Annotated in this window: 16 protein-coding genes; 12 read left to right on the top strand and 4 right to left on the bottom strand. The window is 40.3% G+C overall.

Annotation, left to right across the window (positions count from 1 at the left end):
* Window positions 1-68: 68 nt before the first annotated feature.
* The 3 genes from ACM0OR_RS05195 to ACM0OR_RS05185 all read right to left on the bottom strand — a co-directional run bounded on the left by ACM0OR_RS05195 (window position 69) and on the right by ACM0OR_RS05185 (window position 2216).
* On the bottom strand, window positions 69-206 hold the full coding sequence (locus tag ACM0OR_RS05195) for a hypothetical protein (RefSeq protein WP_414575289.1): 138 nt from the start codon (window positions 204-206) through the stop codon (window positions 69-71).
* 501 nt (window positions 207-707) lie between these two features.
* Window positions 708-1904 (bottom strand): glycosyltransferase family 4 protein, encoded by a 1197-nt coding sequence (locus ACM0OR_RS05190; RefSeq protein WP_414575288.1) that lies wholly within the window; start codon window positions 1902-1904, stop codon window positions 708-710.
* A 21-nt stretch (window positions 1905-1925) separates the two neighbouring features.
* Window positions 1926-2216 (bottom strand): PqqD family protein, encoded by a 291-nt coding sequence (locus ACM0OR_RS05185; RefSeq protein WP_414575286.1) that lies wholly within the window; start codon window positions 2214-2216, stop codon window positions 1926-1928.
* A gap of 308 nt (window positions 2217-2524) precedes the next feature.
* Between ACM0OR_RS05185 and ACM0OR_RS05180 the strand changes: the two genes are divergently transcribed.
* Window positions 2525-2668 (top strand): hypothetical protein, encoded by a 144-nt coding sequence (locus ACM0OR_RS05180; protein ID WP_414575284.1) that lies wholly within the window; start codon window positions 2525-2527, stop codon window positions 2666-2668.
* 23 nt (window positions 2669-2691) lie between these two features.
* Here the strand turns inward: ACM0OR_RS05180 and ACM0OR_RS05175 are convergent, their stop codons facing one another.
* Window positions 2692-4086, bottom strand: coding sequence for a response regulator (locus ACM0OR_RS05175; RefSeq protein ID WP_414575283.1), 1395 nt, complete (start codon window positions 4084-4086; stop codon window positions 2692-2694).
* 629 nt (window positions 4087-4715) lie between these two features.
* On the opposite strand from ACM0OR_RS05175, the gene ACM0OR_RS05170 reads away from it, so the two are divergent.
* From ACM0OR_RS05170 to ACM0OR_RS05120, 11 genes are all read left to right on the top strand, one after another.
* Window positions 4716-5390 (top strand): vWA domain-containing protein, encoded by a 675-nt coding sequence (locus ACM0OR_RS05170; protein ID WP_190695526.1) that lies wholly within the window; start codon window positions 4716-4718, stop codon window positions 5388-5390.
* 55 nt (window positions 5391-5445) lie between these two features.
* A complete protein-coding gene (locus tag ACM0OR_RS05165) occupies window positions 5446-6228 on the top strand; it encodes a PP2C family serine/threonine-protein phosphatase (RefSeq protein WP_414575282.1) in 783 nt (260 codons plus the stop codon).
* A 155-nt stretch (window positions 6229-6383) separates the two neighbouring features.
* Window positions 6384-8570: a tetratricopeptide repeat protein gene (locus ACM0OR_RS05160; protein WP_414575281.1), complete on the top strand. Its 2187-nt coding sequence runs from the start codon at window positions 6384-6386 to the stop codon at window positions 8568-8570.
* 1001 nt (window positions 8571-9571) lie between these two features.
* Complete coding sequence (gene rfbF, locus ACM0OR_RS05155) at window positions 9572-10345, top strand: glucose-1-phosphate cytidylyltransferase (RefSeq protein WP_414575280.1); 774 nt, start codon at window positions 9572-9574, stop codon at window positions 10343-10345.
* Between the two features lie 204 nt (window positions 10346-10549).
* A complete protein-coding gene (gene lhgO / locus ACM0OR_RS05150) occupies window positions 10550-11764 on the top strand; it encodes an L-2-hydroxyglutarate oxidase (protein ID WP_414575278.1) in 1215 nt (404 codons plus the stop codon).
* A 166-nt stretch (window positions 11765-11930) separates the two neighbouring features.
* The gene (locus ACM0OR_RS05145; RefSeq protein ID WP_414575277.1) at window positions 11931-12959 is read left to right on the top strand and encodes an SDR family oxidoreductase; all 1029 of its coding nucleotides are present in this window, start codon (window positions 11931-11933) and stop codon (window positions 12957-12959) included.
* An 87-nt stretch (window positions 12960-13046) separates the two neighbouring features.
* Window positions 13047-14030: a glycosyltransferase family 2 protein gene (locus ACM0OR_RS05140; protein ID WP_414575276.1), complete on the top strand. Its 984-nt coding sequence runs from the start codon at window positions 13047-13049 to the stop codon at window positions 14028-14030.
* A 224-nt stretch (window positions 14031-14254) separates the two neighbouring features.
* On the top strand, window positions 14255-14824 hold the full coding sequence (gene rfbC, locus ACM0OR_RS05135) for a dTDP-4-dehydrorhamnose 3,5-epimerase (RefSeq protein ID WP_414575330.1): 570 nt from the start codon (window positions 14255-14257) through the stop codon (window positions 14822-14824).
* A 27-nt stretch (window positions 14825-14851) separates the two neighbouring features.
* Entirely contained in the window at window positions 14852-16165 is a 1314-nt protein-coding gene (locus ACM0OR_RS05130) for an NAD(P)H-dependent oxidoreductase (RefSeq protein WP_414575275.1), read from the top strand.
* A gap of 137 nt (window positions 16166-16302) precedes the next feature.
* Window positions 16303-17406 carry a glycosyltransferase gene (locus tag ACM0OR_RS05125; RefSeq protein ID WP_323268486.1) on the top strand — a complete coding sequence of 368 codons (1104 nt, stop codon included), beginning with the start codon at window positions 16303-16305 and terminating at the stop codon, window positions 17404-17406.
* Between the two features lie 42 nt (window positions 17407-17448).
* Entirely contained in the window at window positions 17449-17580 is a 132-nt protein-coding gene (locus tag ACM0OR_RS05120) for a hypothetical protein (protein ID WP_414575274.1), read from the top strand.
* The last annotated feature ends 7 nt before the right edge of the window (window positions 17581-17587 follow it).

Raw genomic sequence — 17587 nt, 5'->3', positions numbered from 1 at the left:
TATGTTAGGGAGTTAACTTGATTGTTTTTTATTTTTCATACCGATGAAAAAGAGGAAAATCCAACACTCTAAGTAGTTTGGATAATTCCGGTGGTTGTACCAAAACCACCACTACCACCCACTTGTTGTGTCAAACCAGATATTTTACCATGAGCCTTTAATTCAGGTTCAGAATAGTTCTTTTTCGCGTTTTCAGATTGTGACATTTGAGTAATCCTTATTGTTTTGTGTTGCCCTGATTTGGAATTATCAGATTATGAATATAGTACAATTATCTGATTATTGTATCTATAAAGTTTGTGTAAAGTAATTACTATTTTTTGTTTTTGCGGTTAAAAATTGGCTAATTATATAATTAGGTTTAATAAAAATTTAAATATTATTCTTTCCTATTCTTGCCTTAAAAAAAACGTGAATTCGATAGGTGATATTCTGACCTCACTCCAGCCCCTCTTCTACAAAGAGAGGGGTGTAAAATCATGATTTTCTTGCTCCTCCCTTTCCTTTTAGGAGAGGGAGGTTGGGAGGATGAGGTTTGTCGAATTCACGTCAAAAAAGAATGCAGTAAATGCGTAGCATAGTAGGTTGGGTAGAACGTAATGGACGAGCTTTAGTTATAAATTTTTCCGGTTACCTACTTAGTGCAGGCTAAGAGTTCTCTCAAAAGTAGCCGCAAAGCGGCCACTTTCCTCAAAGTAACCTATTTATTATATGTCGTAAACATTTTTTGAATTGGTATTAGTCGTAGATGCCACATCCTCATATATTTGAAACAGCCGCCTTTGTAAAACTGCCTCGTCATATTGCTCGACAATAAATTGCCGTGCTTTTGCAAGATGTGATTCTCGCTCTTGGGGAGGCTGATTGACGACTTTAATCATTGCCTTTGCTAAAGCTTCTGGGTTTTCAGGTTCTACCACAGTACAAAATTCTTCAATAAAAGTACCCCGATAAGCTAACAAATCACAGGTAATCACTGGGCGTTCACAAGCAACAGCTTCAATGAGTGTGGAAGGAAAGGCATCGCTGAGAGGATAATTGATAATTACATCTGCTAAGTTGTAGCCTGTAGGCATGAAACTATAAGGTAGGGCGGGCATCCAGCGCAGGTTTTCTGATAAGCCAAGTTCTTCTGCTTTGTTGCTGATGCTTTCGTAAATAGCTAGTGCTTCTTCTCTAACAGCACGCCCTAGTTTTGAAAAGACGAGTACCGTCGGTTTGGTGAATTGGGGATAAGCCTGAGCGTAGGCTGCAAATATCTGCTCATGGTTATATACTTTAGACCAGCCACGAGGCGAAAGCAGAATTGTAGCTTCTTCGTCAATCTTCAATATTTCCTGCCGCCACTTTGATAAATCCTTAGTCACTCCAGTACGAAAATGTTGGGGGTTGGTTCCTAGAGGGATTAATTCTACCCGTTGTTCATGGTTCAAGAGTGCTTTGGATTTCTCTATCAAACTAGGTGTCTCTACAATCAGCACACCAGTATTCTTAAATACTTGACTAACCCTATCTTTATGCTTGCTTTGTTCCCTTTCTGGTTGTAGCAAATGATTTAAAAAGCCCCAAGCAGAGACAACAAGAGGGTTAAGATTTGCTAAGGCACAACACTGGGCGTGCCAACCAATGGCGTGTACATGGATAATATCAGGCTGTAATTCGTCTGCAAGTTGACGTAACGGCTCTACCATTTCCTCTACCATTTGATCTTCATAAGGGAAGGTGTTGGTATATTTTTCTGCATAGTTTCGCCAAACAGTAGGGAAATAGCGGTAATTTTTAGGAGCTTCTGTTTCATAGGGGTCTACATCTCCTAGTAGCCAAACTTCATAACCTGCTTTAACTACCCAATCTAAGGGTCTTGTCAAGGCAACGCCCCCAGCACCAATCATCAGTACACGCATAATTTGATTTTTTGCTTCAACTTAAGAATCAGTAATTTCCACTAGTCCAGCCTTAACTAATTTATCAATAAACTTGAGCAAGTCTTGTTTTAACTTCTCTGGCTCGACATCATACTCTTTTAGCAAGGTGTCGTAAGCTGTCTGGATAGAATCTGATTCAGTGAGTATAAAGAATATGTTTGTAGCTACCTCGTTTTGGCTAAAATATTCTTCGCTTTGCAGATTCAACAAAACGGACTCCCCTGCTAAGTCTTGAGTCAGAACATTTGCAGATAAGGATACTTTTTGATTTAAGGCTATTTGTGTTGTCATTTTTTTACAAGCGGTGAGGTAAGGTGATCGCCTGAATTTTGTTTAATTATTGGTGTAGTATATCCTACAGCGATCGCCTTAGTGAACGCATCGTATAAGTGTCCTATTTTTAACTAGGATCAATGACCTATATAACTATTAATTATGAGTAATGTATTCTAGAAACCTTTCACTTATCTATTTAAGTGATATTACCTATTGATTGCTAGATATAGATTTTTCCTAGAATAAGTAATGAATCTAGTTCCAACCATTCTGGGTATATTTGCTGGCATTGCACAAAATACCCAGAAATTCAGGTTTTAATTTTGACAGGGTTTCTAGAGAATGACTTGGTACAGCAAGCAATGCAAGCCGGAGCAATTAGCTACTTGCTCAAGGGTGTCTTGATTGATGAGTTGGCGGATGCCAATAGAGCAGTGCGAGTTGGATGTGTTAATGTACCTATTTAAAAACTCGCAAGCCAATTTTTTAATTAAGTTAAGTGCATAAACACCATTTTTAACAATTCTGCACGGGTAAACGGTTTCGTTAAATATCCCGATGCACCCACTAATCTAGCTTTTACTTTATCTACTATTCCCTTAGACCCGGTAACGAAAATAATTGGCGTATTTTTAAACATAGAATTATTGCGGATAATGCGGCACAATTCATAACCATCAATCCCCGCCATGTTGAGATCCAGTAGGATTAAGTCTGGTTTGTGCCTAATAATTGACATAGCAGCTTTTAAGGGGTCATTAATGGCTATGACAGTAAAATTTTCATTTTCTAAAAAATAAGTAATTTCTTTTAAAATTGTGGGGCTATCATCTACAGAAACAATTTTGTAAAGTTTTTCTGGGGTGACGGTAGCAGGGGTTACTCTTTGAGGAACAGAGTTCGTGTTATTTAATTCTTTATTGGTTGTTTTTGTATGAGTGGAAATTTGTGGCGATCGCTTGACAATAGCGACATTTTCTATCTCTACAATTGGGGTGATGGGTGTAGCATTACTACTAAGTTCTACGACTCTATCAACTAGCTTTTTATCTAATAAAGCAGTTGTGTATTGAGGCGTTGATGGTAATTCTGCCACTATCTTGGGTAACTGATCAAATGGTGGATCTGGTTCATGTAAGATAATCTCTCCAGTCACGATGTAAGGGTATAAATATTGTGCTAGTTGTAGTTCATCTTGATTCATGATCACGGACAGATGGCGCAGACTAAAACCCTTCATCCAGTAAGTTAATGTTGGCTGGAGTTCAGTTGAATTTTTACCAGGGATTGTATTATTTAGTAGTAAATAAGGACGTTGATGAGGAGAGGTAATCCTGGGTACATAAGTCTGCCAATTTTGCAATCTCGTTTGACACCTTTCTATAACTTTATCAACATCTAGGAGGCAAATTACAGGTAATCTCTGTAACGAATCGCTTAATTGATAATTACCAGTTTTAATGAGCAGAAATGATTCAATTACTTCTTTGACTAATTGTTGAATCAGTACAGTAGCTTGTTCAGTATCTATATATCTTTGATTAACAAGCCATTGGATAGCTTGATAATCCTGTGGCTGAATAATATCAAGATTTTGATTTTCGTTGATTTGATTGTATAAGTCAGTTTCAAATAGCAAGCGTAACTGTACTCGGACTTCCACAGTTACTAGGGGTAATTGTTGACTCAGGTGACGCAGATGACGTTCTAATCTGTCAAAGGGTTCTACAGAATGGGTAGCATAACTAATTGTCCCATTTTCCAGATAAATTGACCAAGTAACGAAGTTACTTACAGCTTGCAAACAAGTGGTGTCTAAACAACTCGATAGTTGTCTTAATAAATTCTGAGGACGTATTGCTGCAAACGTACCGGAATGATTCATATGAAGAAGAGGACAGGTGACAGGTGACAGGTGACAGGTGACAGGTGATAGGGGATAGGGGATAGGGGATAGGGGATAGGGGATAGGGGATAGGTGATAGGTGACAGGTGATAGGTGATAGGGGACAGGAAGATAATTTGTAGAATTCAGTCTGTCTGAGTGCTTAATTAATAGTTGGTCAAATTGCTAACTCTATACTTGAGGTTTCTATTTTTTAACAAATTTTGCTTTTAAGTTCTCTTAGTTACAATAGGTATTTTTGAACATAGTGATCAATATGATTTTGAATTTAATTTCTATATAGAAAAATAAAAATCCCACACAAAATCTTTAAAAATTTATGTAGGCAAATGCTAATTATTTATTATATTCTGTGTTTGCTCTATATAAATTTTGGTAGATGATTAATGTCTCCAATTAGAACCCTTCATCATATCTTTATTTCATCTACATCCTGATTAAGATTTCCTTAAATATGTAGAACTTGCGGTAAAAATGGTCTGTTTAATGAAGAGTGAACCAGCTACCATCAAACATCTACCTGTGGTCTTGTCGGCTGCGGCTGTGGAAAATATATACTTTGAAAAAAGGAACATAGAGCTTTGGACTATAACATAACACAAAACGTTATGAGTGATACATTAACACTAGATGAAGTAGTAGAGTTTGCGGAAAATCCAGAACCACGTTGTCCTTGTGTGTTGTTACTCGATACATCTGGTTCGATGCAAGGGGTGGCAATAGAAGCTCTCAACCAGGGCTTGCTGAGTTTGAAGGATGAATTAGTCAAAAATTCCATAGCAGCTAGACGGGTAGAAATTGCGATCGTTACCTTTGATAGTCATATTAATGTCGTACAAGATTTTGTCACAGCCGATCAATTTAACCCCCCCATTTTGACAGCGCAAGGATTAACTAGTATGGGTGCGGGCATTCATAAAGCCTTGGATATGGTGCAAGAGCGTAAATCTCTGTATCGTGCCAATGGTATTGCCTACTATCGCCCTTGGGTGTTTATGATTACGGATGGTGAGCCACAAGGTGAACTAGACCATTTAGTAGAACAAGCAGCAATCCGCCTGCAAGGAGATGAAACCAATAAACGCGTTGCCTTTTTTAGCGTGGGTGTAGAAAATGCGAATATGATGCGCCTCAATCAAATCGCTGTACGGACACCCTTAAAACTGAAAGGACTGAACTTTATTGAGATGTTTGTTTGGTTATCGACTAGTATGTCAGCAGTTTCCCATTCGCAGATAGATGAGCAAATCGCATTACCGCCCATTGGCTGGGGTTCTATCTAAAATAGCTTGCGGATTGCGGCTTGACACTTTCACAGCTAGCTGACAAAACAAATATATGAAAACATCAAAACAGAACCCTCATTGGCAGGTAGTCGCCGCCTCTGTCTGTGGTACAAGCCACGTCAAAACTAAGCAGCTGTGTCAGGATGCTCACCACTGGCAACTATTGCCTGATAACGTGTTGATAGCAGCGGCCGCAGATGGCGCAGGTTCTGCCAGCCAGGGGAAAGTCGGCGCAATGGTAGCTGTAGAAACAGCCATAGAAAACCTATCGCTCAAAGATATAACTAGAGATTCCCTAGCTGATGATGAAACTGTGCAATTGCTGTTAACTGATGCCTTGCTAGCCGCTAAAAAAGCCGTGGAAGACGAAGCCGAGGCTTGCCAAAAACCGCCCCAGGATTTAGCAACTACCTTAATTATTGCGATCGCCTCACCCGAAATGGTAGCAGCCGCGCAAATTGGTGACGGTTTAGCAGTGGCTAAGGATCACATGGGCAACTTACTAGCACTGACCATACCTAACAACGGCGAATATATCAACGAAACGACTTTTTTAACTTCACCAGGTGCTTTAGATACAGCGCAGATGAGACTATGGCGCGAAACCATCGTTAACATTGGACTCCTCACCGATGGACTACAAATGCTGGCTTTAAATATGGTTGTTGGTGAACCTCACAAACCCTTCTTTTTTCCTTTATTCGATTTTGTCGAAAAAGTAGAAGATAAAACAGAAGCGAAAGAACAGTTAGTCAGGTTTTTAGGTTCTGAGCGAATTACACAACGTACTGACGATGATTTAACGCTGATTTTAGCTGCCTTCAACCATTTGTGAGGCAGGGGGGCAGGGAGCAGGGGGCAGGGAGCAAGGTAGATTTTTCCCCAGTCTCCAGTCCCCAGCCTTTCAATGAGTGGATTTTAGATTATTCAATCTAAAATCTAAAATTCCCAGTCCCCAATTCTCAATAAAACCCTTAACCGTGATTGCTCATGAAGGTACTACGTTATCTTCCCCAGGAAGAAATTTCCAGCCTCAGCGTCAGTTTAGGCCGTGGTGGTGAAGCCTGTATTTATGCCGTGCCATCCGCAGGCGATTTAGTAGCGAAGGTTTATCATAAACCAACAGTTGCTCATGCCCATAAACTACGGGCTATGCTTGCCAATCCACCAGAAAACCCAACGGCGAATTTGGGGCATATTTCCATTGCTTGGCCTCAAGAATTATTGTGGGGGACAGATGAAAATAAAGGCATTGTTGGCTTTTTAATGCCTCGCATTCGCGGAATGCGTCCCATTATCGATTTCTATAACCCCAAGACTCGCCGCCAACACTGTCCATTATTCAGCTATCAGTATCTTCTCCGCACAGCTCGCAATTTAGCGGCAGCTTTTGCATCTCTACATAATAGTGGTTACTGTGTAGGTGATGTTAACGAGTCTAATATCCTCGTCAGCGATACAGCCCTAGTCACCTTGGTAGATACTGATTCCTTCCAAGTGCGTGATCCAGAAAACGATGTGGTTTATCGTTGTCCGGTGGGTAAACCAGAGTTCACCCCACCAGAGTTACAGAATAAAATCTTTGCTCACCACGATCGCGATCTGAGTCATGATTTATTTGGTTTAGGGGTACTGATTTTTCAATTATTAATGGAAGGAACACATCCTTTCTCTGGTATTTATCAAGGTATTCCCGAACCACCACCCTACGAAGTCAGAATTGCCGCCGGACATTTCACCTACAGTAAAAAGCGAAAAGTCCCCTACCTACCTACACCTATTGCACCACCTTGGGAAATCCTCCATCCCAGGTTACAAGAACTGTTTGTGCAGTGTTTTGAGGATGGACATTATGCCCGCCAACAGCGTCCCCATGCTCAAGCTTGGTTGTCTGCCCTCGCGGAAGCTGAAGACTCCCTAACTACTTGTAGTGTTCATCCCCAGCATCGCTATAGCAACCACCTACACAGCTGCCCTTGGTGTGAACGAGCGGTACGCTTGGGTGGTAGAGATCCATTCCCTTCAGTACAGGCAATAGAAAAAAAGGAACATTTGCGTCCCCGCGTCACAACCAAAAAAAGACGCTACACTCAACCGACTCCACCGATTGGCTTGCCCCTGCCAGTCATGCCTTTGTATCAAACAAACTGGCAGATACCCACTTCTAGCTTTGCACCTCAACGCCACCGACGCAGAAAAAGACTGTATCCGATAGTTTGTTGTTTGTTGGGATTTGGGGCTTTGGGATATTTGGACGTAATGATGAAATTGACGCGTCCCTTGGTGTCTCAGAATAACTATGCTCAACAAAGCTTCATGACAAAGCCTGCAACTAGCAGTATTACTTTGAGTTTTGCTGATTACTACCAGCAAGGTCATGCTGCTTACCAAGTGCGCGACTATAAACAAGCAGTAGAAAACTTTACCCAAGCCATCCAACAAGAACCCAACAACGCTAAAGCCTACGTTAACCGAGGTAATGCTCGCTATAATCTGAAAGACTACGATGGCGCATTAATAGACTACAGTGCCGCTTTGCAACTAAATCCCCAAGAAACCAAAGCTTTTGTAAATCGAGGTAATGCTCGCTATATGCTGGCAGAATATAGCAACGACCCTGATAAAGAATATAAACTAGCGATCGCAGATTTTAACCAAGCCCTCAGTATTAACGCCAAAGAATCTGAGGCTTATATCAGGAGGGGCATTGTCTACTCCCAGATAGCTAAATATAGCAGCGACACTCTCAAAGAATATCAAGAAGCGATCGCAGATTTTGATCAAGCACTTAAACTTAATGCGGCCAAATCCGAAGCTTATTTTCAGCGTGGTTCTGTCCGCTATCTCATCGCTCAATATAGTAGCGAGTCTCTGCAACAATACCAACAGGCGATCGTTGACTTTGACCAAGCATTAAAAATTAACGACAAACTCGCCAAAGTTTACCTAAAAAGGGGTATGGTTCGCTATGAACTTGTCCAACTAATGGATAATAAATCTAACCCGGATTATGTCCAAGCTGTTGAAGATTTAAAAATAGCTGCCCAACTTTCCTTAGAACAAGAAGATACAGAAGTTTATCAGCAAGCACTCAGTAGCATCTGTATCGTTGAAGAAAGCAAATGTAATGCTTTATTGCAAAGTTCTGTCATGTTGGGATATGCCAGCAACAATTAGGAATTGAGGATTGGGGACTGGGTATTGGGAATGCCTTCTATTCAAAGACTAGAAGACCAATTCACTCATCCTCAATTTTCAGAAACTGACAATTATTTTTTATAGAGTGTGTTGCCGCGACAACGCACCCTCAGACATTTCCAGTGCGTTATGGACGTTAGTGGACTGTCTAGACTAAGAGGATGTTTGAAAAGTCCGAGAAGGTATAATTTGTCATTTTGAGCGGAGCGAAGAATCTAGGTTTCAGGCGCATACTGAGATATTTCACTTCGTTCAATATGACACAGAAAGACCCTTTTCAAACAAGCTCTAAGTAGAACAGGGTAAATAATTAAAGGTTTGTAGTAAGAACTTTAGTTCTCTCTGCGTTCTCTCCGTTCCCTGCGGGACGCTCCGCGAACAAAAAAGGACTAAAGTCCTCTCTACGAGACGCTACGCGAATACTACGAACTCAATCCTAGTTTTTTAACATTACTTAACATAGTTTAGTTCTTTCAAGTCGTGCCACTTATTTTCGCCTTACCACACCATTTTTAGTGGATATTTTATTTTTTTGCGGACTCAATCTCTAGTGCAATGTATAAGTTAAGAAAGTAGTAAATTTGTCTTTATAGATGCAATTTATCAAGTCTCCATCTCAAAGATTATCTGAATTCTATTAAATTATGTCTTAATTCCGCTTGCATTTTTATTAATATATTTATTGTTGAATCGTATTTTAAAAAGACATAAATACCGGAGTTATTACTAGATAAAGTTAATGGTGTTGCACAGAAAACATTCATTAGACTTATCTTTTGTCTGATTAATTTGTATTTATTAAGCTTTCACATATCTCAGACTTTTATTTACTATTTCTTTATTTAATTACCTCGAATAAAAGTTAGATTATGTACGGAGAAAGATACAAAATAAATGAATTTTTCTCCCATCCATGTGCATCCTCTTCATTCTGATAAATTTTCCATAATAATTGACCTGCACATCTCCGAGGTAATTGCATGAAAGCGGTGATTTTGGCCGGAGGGCTGGGTACACGCCTCAGTGAAGAAACCAGCATCAGACCCAAGCCAATGGTTGAGATTGGTGGTAAACCAATTCTCTGGCACATTATGAAAACTTATTCTGCCCACGGCATTAACGACTTTATTATTTGTTGTGGTTACAAAGGTTACATCATCAAAGAGTATTTTGCTAACTACTTCTTGCATATGTCTGATGTAACTTTTGATATGCGTTTTAATCAGATGAATGTCCATTCTGGTTATGCTGAACCTTGGCGTGTCACCCTAGTTAATACAGGTGATAACACTATGACAGGTGGACGTTTAAAGCGCGTTCGAGAACATCTTGGTAATGAAACTTTTTGCTTTACTTATGGCGATGGTGTCAGTAATGTTAATATTACCGAACTAATTAAGTTACACCAAGAACAAAAGACCCTAGCAACACTCACAGCAGTTCAACCAGCAGGTCGTTTTGGGGCAATTTCCCTAGGACAAGAACAAACTAAAATTACTAGTTTCCGAGAAAAGCAAGACGGTGATGGTGCTTGGATTAATGGTGGTTATTTCATATTAGAACCAGCCGTCATTGATTTTATTGCTGATGATGCTACAGCTTGGGAGAAAGAACCATTAGAAAAGTTAGCAGATTTAGACCAGTTATCTGCTTTTAAACATAATGGTTTTTGGCAACCAATGGATACATTAAGAGATAAAAATTACTTGGAAGAGCTATGGAAAAATAATCAAGCTCCTTGGAAAGTTTGGTAATACCGCGAAGCGAAATTCAAAATTCAAAAATAATTTGATTTTGAAGTTTTGATTTTCATCAAGTTATAATTTTTACCTATATGAGTAGAAAGGCGCATACACAGAGAAGTAGACAAAAGTCAAAAGTGAGAGAAATTTTTACTTTTGCCTTTTTATTTCCTGATCTGCCTTCTGCCTTATTTCAACATTAATGTAGTAATACCAATGTACGATTTTGCTATTGTCGGTGGGGGAATAGTGGGGCTATCTACGGGGATGGCTTTAGGTCAACGCTATCCCCACGCGCGGATTCTAGTGTTAGAGAAAGAAAGCCAATGGGCATTTCACCAAACTGGCAATAATAGTGGTGTGATTCACTCTGGAATTTACTACAAACCAGGGAGTTTTAAAGCAAAGTTTTGCCGTGATGGTAGAGACTCAATGGTGGCATTCTGTCAAGAACATGGCATTGAGCATGAGATTTGTGGCAAGGTAATTGTAGCTACAGATGAGCAAGAATTACCACGCCTAGACAACCTCTATAAACGTGGTGTAGATAACGGCATTAAAGTCCAAAAAATTAGCCCCGAAGCAGTCAAAGAAATTGAACCTCATGTTAGTTGTGTAGGTGGAATTAAAGTTTTTTCAACTGGGATTGTTAATTACAAGCAAGTTTGTTTAAAATACGCCGAATTAATTCAACAGCAAGGGGGAGATTTACGCCTCAATACCAAGGTGCTGAAAATTGCCCCCAGTGGTGATAATCACGTACTGGAAACAAACCAAGGCAACTTTGAAACCCGTTTTGTCATTAATTGTGCCGGATTGCATAGCGATCGCATTGCTAAATTAGGTGGAGTCAACCCCAAAGCGAAAATCGTACCCTTCCGGGGCGAATATTACGAACTCACCCCAGAAAAACGGTATCTGGTGAAAACTCTGATTTACCCAGTTCCCAACCCCGATTTCCCTTTCTTGGGCGTTCACTTTACCAAAATGATTGATGGTAGCGTCCATGCAGGGCCGAACGCCGTTCTCAGCCTCAAACGTGAAGGCTACCACAAAACCGACTTCGACCTGAAAGACTTTGCTGAGGTGATGACTTACCCTGGTTTTTGGAGACTCGCCGCCAAACACGCCGATGAAGGTATCCAAGAAATCATTCGTTCCTTCAGTAAAGCGGCTTTTACCAGAAGTTTGCAAAAACTCATTCCCGAAGTACAAGAGTCGGATTTAGTTCCCACCCATGCAGGGGTACGCGCCCAAGCCTTAATGGATGACGGCAAACTGGTAGACGACTTTTTGATTGTACCTAGTCAAAATGCGATCCATGTTTGCAATGCGCCCTCACCGGCTGCCACCTCTTCCCTAGAAATTGGCAAAGCGATCGCCGCACAAGTTCCAGAGCGATCGCACTTAGAGAATGTAGTTATTGCATAGATAAGAAACAGGGGAAAGGCTGGAGGGCAAAGGAAAAATTTTCCCCAGTCCTCAGTCCTCTGTCTCTAGTTATTTAATTTTGACTTACCCTTCGGGAAGCCGCTTTCGCGTCTATGACTTTTGACTTTTGACTTGATTTGTCCCCAATATACAGAATTTGACACAAATGAAAATCTTAGTAACTGGAACAGAAGGCTATCTTGGTTGTTTATTACCCTCTTTGTTAGCTGGACGCGGACACGACGTAATTGGTATAGATACTGGGTTTTATAAAGTTGGCTGGCTATACAACGGGACTCAAACCACAGCCAAAACCCTTAATAAAGATATTCGCAACATCACCCCTGAAGACTTAGAGGGTGTAGAAGCGATCGTCCACATGGCGGAACTCTCCAACGACCCCACAGGACAACTATCACCCAACATTACCTACGACATTAATCATTTAGGTTCTGTACGTCTGGCGAACCTAGCGAAAACAATGGGTGTGCGCCGCTTTGTCTATATGTCTTCTTGTAGTGTCTATGGAGTAGCTACCGAAGGTGATGTCACAGAAGCATCCCCTGTTAATCCCCAAACAGCCTACGCAGAGTGCAAAACCTTAGTAGAGCGAGATGTCACACTCCTGGCTGATGACGACTTCTCTCCTACCTTCATGCGGAACGCCACAGCCTTTGGTGCTTCGCCCAGAATGCGCTTTGACATTGTGTTGAACAACTTGTCTGGCTTGGCTTGGACTACCAAAGAAATCAAAATGATCAGTGATGGTACACCTTGGCGGCCATTAGTTCACGCCTTGGATATTTGCAAAGCCATAGCTTGCGCCTTAGAAGCACCTCGCGATATTATTCACAACCAAATTTTTAACGTTGGTGATACAGCCAACAACTACCGCGTTAAAGAAATAGCCCAAATTATTGCTGATACCTTCCCCGGATGTAAATTATCCTTTGGTGACAACGGCGCAGATAACCGCAGTTATCGGGTATCCTTCGAGAAAATCAACACCATCCTACCTGGATTTAAGTGTGATTGGGACGCTCAACGCGGCGCGAGACAGCTATTCGATTTGTTCAGTCAAATTGATATGACTGAAGATACCTTCTTATTTAGAGGATTTACACGTTTAAAACAACTAGAGTATTTGATTCGTACTGAACAAATCGACCAAGATTTCTTCTGGAATATCAAGTAACTACCAATTCTGATTGTTTAAGGTCTTCAGATCCCTGATTTCCAGAATAAATCCGGGATCTCACAACCCAGAAAAATCAATCATTGTATGAGCAAATTATTGACTATTGCCATTCCTACTTATAATCGGGCTGAGTTACTTGATAAACAGTTAACATGGCTAGCAAAAGCTATCAAAGGGTTTGAATCAGATTGTGAAATCTTAGTTTCTGATAATTGTTCCAGTGATAACACCTCTGAAATCATTAAAAAATGGCAAGAACAATTAAATAATATTACGTTTACAGCTAATAAGCATCCAGAGAATTTAGGCGTAATGAACAATATTATGTACTGCCTAAATTCAGCAGAAACTCAATATGTCTGGGCTATTAGTGATGATGACATCATTCAAGAGAGAGCCATTGCGTATGTTATCAATAAGCTGAAACAACAGCATAAATTATCATTATTGTTTCTCAATTTTTCAGGACATAATAAAATCACTGGTCAACCAGTCTACCCCCCAACTATCATCGGTAATCGCTGGTTTAATGCTGACTGTGAAGATGGTTGTGCAGATGGTAAAGCAATTTTTGAACATTGTTTTACTAAAAGCGTTGGGACAGTAATTTTTCTAGCGGCTAGTATCTATCGTACTGATTTAGTCAAACAAGCACTACGAAATTGGCCGGATGCTGCTAGTAATTGGATATCTTTAGCATATTTATCTGGTTATTGTGCAGCACATGGTGATGTAATTGTCACTAAAGATAACTTTTTAAAATTCATTATTGGTGTGAGTTATTGGGAAAAAGAACCAAAAGCTGCACTATTAATGCAATACAAACACATACCTGAAGTAATTTTAAAGCTTCAAAAATGTGGATATTCTCAGCAGTTTTGCCGACAGATGCTTTTACAAAATTCTCAATATGTGGATAACAAAGTATTTTTAAGTGCATTAAAAAGATGGCCTGTATCTGCTCTCAAAACGGTTATCCCATTGCTAGCTATAGTTGGTTTATCTGTTTTTAATATGATGGCTTTTTCAGAGGTGAGAGTTATTGAAGCCAGTCAAGCATTTATGTAAGAAGTACGAACCAATACCGACCACATCTAAAGACTCAGAACTAATGTAATGAACTAATAAACCAAATTTAGATAAACTTCCTGTTGAGGAATTTATCTAGTGTAAATACTAAATGATTAGTCAAATAAGGTTAGAAGCCGGGTATAAGTATAACCTTATTTAACAAGGTCTTACTTCCCACTATGGTAACAACACTCATTACTCAATTTTTATTCCAGCCAACTATGATTTTTACAACTACAGAACTCAAAGACGCATTTATTATTGACTTAGAAGAAAAATCAGACAACCGGGGCTTTTTTGCTCGGACTTTTTGCGCCCAAGAATTTGCAGCCCACGGTTTAAAACCAGCAGTTTCTCAGTGTAACCTTTCTTATAACTATCAAAAAGGCACATTACGGGGAATGCACTATCAACTCAAACCCGCAGCCGAAACTAAATTAATTCGTTGCATTAAAGGTGCTATTTATGACGTAATTATTGATATGCGTCCTGAATCACCAACATTTTTATCGCACATTGGCGTAGAACTGACCGCAGAAAATCACAGAGCTTTGTACGTACCAGAAATGTTTGCTCATGGTTATCAAGCTCTGACTGATGATGCGGAAATTGTGTATCAAGTAGGTGAATTTTACACACCTGGATACGAAAGAGGACTACGTTATAACGATCCATTTTTTAATATTGATTGGCCTTTAGAAGTCACAGTCATCTCTGATAAAGATGCTAACTGGCCGTTATTAGAAAATATCCCTATTGGTAGCCCTGACCCAGTGGAAGTAGTTTGTTAAATAAAAGAAATTAACGGAGATTTTTAGATGATTATTATCGATCGCGCTTTACAAGCTCGTGCTGCTGCTGGTAATCCCGTAAGAGTGGGGATGATTGGTGCTGGTTTTATGGGTCGGGGAATTGCCAACCAAATCATCAATTCCGTTCCTGGGATGGAGTTGGTAGCTATTTTCAACCGGAGTATAGACCAGGCTCAACGCGCTTATCAAGAAGCTGGGATTGACGAGATTCACATTGTGAATAGTGTCGGCGAATTAGAAAGTGCGATCGCTCACGGTCAGTATGCCATTACCGAAGATGCTAAACTTATCTGTCAGGCGGAAGGCATCGATGCCATCATCGAAGTGACTGGTGCGGTGGAATTTGGCGCACATATCGTCATGGAAGCGATCGCTCATCGCAAACATATTATTATGATGAATGCCGAACTCGACGGCACTGTAGGCTGTATTCTCAAAGTCTACGCTGATAAAGCCGGCGTGATTCTCTCCGCTTGTGATGGCGACCAGCCAGGGGTAGAGATGAATCTTTACCGCTTTGTGAAGAGTATTGGTCTGACTCCTCTATTGTGCGGTAACATCAAAGGTTTACAAGACCCCTACCGCAACCCCACCACCCAAGAAGGATTTGCCAAGCGTTGGGGACAAAAAGCCCACATGGTGACAAGCTTTGCCGATGGTACAAAGATATCATTCGAGCAGGCGATCGTTGCTAACGCCACAGGGATGAAAGTTGCTAAACGGGGAATGTTGGGCTATGACTACACAGGTCATGTGGATGAAATGACCAATATGTACGATGTCGAACAACTCAAAGAACTAGGTGGGATTGTCGATTATGTAGTCGGAGCAAAACCCGGCCCTGGGGTATTCGTCTTTGCAACCCATGACGATCCTAAACAACAGCACTATCTCAACCTCTACAAATTAGGTGAAGGCCCCCTCTATAGCTTCTACACCCCCTATCACCTCTGCCATTTTGAAGTTCCCCTCTCTGTAGCCCGTGCGGTGCTATTCCAAGATGCGGTGATGTCTCCTTTAGGTGAACCCATCGTAGACGTAGTGGCCACTGCAAAAATTGACCTCAAAGCTGGGGAAACTCTTGATGGCATCGGCTACTATATGACCTATGGACAATGTGAAAATTCCCCTATCGTCCAACAACAAAACCTTCTACCTATGGGTTTAGCAGAAGGCTGCCGCCTGAAACGAGATATTCCTAAAGATCAAGTCCTCACCTACGATGATGTAGAACTACCAGAAGGCAGACTTTGCGACCAACTCAGAGCCGAACAAAACAAATATTTTGCCCCAGAAAAAGTTTTGGCAACAGTTAGCTAGCATCTAGATTTAATTGGCAGTATTAAGTCCAAAAAATAGCCCCCCTTTGTACAAGGGGGGTTCAGGGCATCTTAATATCATTTTCTTTTCCAATAAATGTATTTTATTGGTGATTAATTAATAAGTTTAGAGAAACTATGAAAATCGCTCTAGTGCATGATTATTTAACCCAGCGTGGTGGAGCAGAGCGGGTCTTTGAATTGCTTTGTAAACGCTACCCAGAAGCAGATATTTTTACATCTTTATATGACCCACAAAAAACTATCGACGTTGGCGATCGCATAGTTAATACAACTTTTTTGCAAAAAATTCCTGGTGCAACCAAATATTTTCGCTTAATAGCCCCTTTATATTTTCCAGCCTTTCGGGCGTTAGATTTACAAGACTACGATTTAATTATTAGTAGTAGTACCAGTTTCGCTAAAGCAGTTAGAAAACGGCAAGATGCAAAACACGTTTGCTTTTGTCATAACGTCACCCGCTTTTTATGGGATACAGAAACTTATTTACGAGAGTATAGTGATTATCGCTATTTTGCTCCATTAATTACAAAAGTATTCCAATTAATGAGAGATGTAGACCTGAAATATGCTCAAGAACCTGATATCTATATTGCCAATTCCAGCACTGTGGCTCGCCGAATTGAAAAGATTTATGGTAAACCAGCAATGATGGTTAACTATCCCATTGATACAAGTAACTTTGTTTTTTCTGATACCAAAGATGAATACTATTTAGCATCAGCACGAATGATTAGTTATAAGCGACTCGATGTTATAGTTGAGGCATTTAACTGGTTAGGATGGCCGCTATTAATATCAGGTGATGGGCCAGAAAGAGAACGATTAGAAGCTAAAGCATTAGATAACATTAAATTTTTAGGTCATGTGAGTGACAGTCAACGTAAAGACTTATTTTCTAGAGCAAAATCTGTCATAGTTGCCGCCCTAGAAGATTATGGTTTAGTGCCGGTAGAGTCTAATGCTAGTGGTACACCAGTCATTGCTTATGGTGCAGGTGGTGTATTAGACACCCAAATACATGGGGAAACTGGAGTCTTCTTTAAAAGACAAACTCCCGAATCATTACAAACTGCGTTAATAGAGTCCGGAGGAATCTCCTGGAATTATGAAAATATCCGTAATCATGCCGTGAATAATTTTTCAGAACAAGTTTTCTTTAGCAAAGTTGAACGAATTATTGCCCAAGTTCAGTACGGAGTAATGAGTGCTGAGTGCTGAGTAATGAGTAATGAGTAATGAGTAATGAGTTTTGAGTAATGAATGAGTGTACTCTTACTCGGTACTAATGCACTTCCTACAAACCCAGTTTTGAAACTAGGCGGCCTTTCAACTCAGCACTCAGCACTCAGCACTCATCACTCACAAGTAGTTGGTGTAGCGTCTCACAGATAAGGATAGT

Source organism: Anabaena sp. CCY 9402-a (genome assembly GCF_963920945.1).
GTDB lineage: Bacteria > Cyanobacteriota > Cyanobacteriia > Cyanobacteriales > Nostocaceae > Trichormus > Trichormus minutissimus.
This window is presented reverse-complemented; position numbering and strand designations above follow the sequence as displayed.

What these genes read in the sequence shown, in the direction of transcription:
- ACM0OR_RS05195 (WP_414575289.1), bottom strand. Translation starts at nt 206, where the DNA reads ATGTCACAATCTGAAAACGCGAAAAAGAACTATTCTGAACCTGAATTA.
- ACM0OR_RS05190 (WP_414575288.1), bottom strand. Translation starts at nt 1,904, where the DNA reads ATGCGTGTACTGATGATTGGTGCTGGGGGCGTTGCCTTGACAAGACCC.
- ACM0OR_RS05185 (WP_414575286.1), bottom strand. Translation starts at nt 2,216, where the DNA reads ATGACAACACAAATAGCCTTAAATCAAAAAGTATCCTTATCTGCAAAT.
- ACM0OR_RS05175 (WP_414575283.1), bottom strand. Translation starts at nt 4,086, where the DNA reads ATGAATCATTCCGGTACGTTTGCAGCAATACGTCCTCAGAATTTATTA.
- ACM0OR_RS05170 (WP_190695526.1), top strand. Translation starts at nt 4,716, where the DNA reads ATGAGTGATACATTAACACTAGATGAAGTAGTAGAGTTTGCGGAAAAT.
- ACM0OR_RS05165 (WP_414575282.1), top strand. Translation starts at nt 5,446, where the DNA reads ATGAAAACATCAAAACAGAACCCTCATTGGCAGGTAGTCGCCGCCTCT.
- ACM0OR_RS05160 (WP_414575281.1), top strand. Translation starts at nt 6,384, where the DNA reads ATGAAGGTACTACGTTATCTTCCCCAGGAAGAAATTTCCAGCCTCAGC.
- rfbF (WP_414575280.1), top strand. Translation starts at nt 9,572, where the DNA reads ATGAAAGCGGTGATTTTGGCCGGAGGGCTGGGTACACGCCTCAGTGAA.
- lhgO (WP_414575278.1), top strand. Translation starts at nt 10,550, where the DNA reads ATGTACGATTTTGCTATTGTCGGTGGGGGAATAGTGGGGCTATCTACG.
- ACM0OR_RS05145 (WP_414575277.1), top strand. Translation starts at nt 11,931, where the DNA reads ATGAAAATCTTAGTAACTGGAACAGAAGGCTATCTTGGTTGTTTATTA.
- ACM0OR_RS05140 (WP_414575276.1), top strand. Translation starts at nt 13,047, where the DNA reads ATGAGCAAATTATTGACTATTGCCATTCCTACTTATAATCGGGCTGAG.
- rfbC (WP_414575330.1), top strand. Translation starts at nt 14,255, where the DNA reads ATGATTTTTACAACTACAGAACTCAAAGACGCATTTATTATTGACTTA.
- ACM0OR_RS05130 (WP_414575275.1), top strand. Translation starts at nt 14,852, where the DNA reads ATGATTATTATCGATCGCGCTTTACAAGCTCGTGCTGCTGCTGGTAAT.
- ACM0OR_RS05125 (WP_323268486.1), top strand. Translation starts at nt 16,303, where the DNA reads ATGAAAATCGCTCTAGTGCATGATTATTTAACCCAGCGTGGTGGAGCA.
- ACM0OR_RS05120 (WP_414575274.1), top strand. Translation starts at nt 17,449, where the DNA reads ATGAGTGTACTCTTACTCGGTACTAATGCACTTCCTACAAACCCAGTT.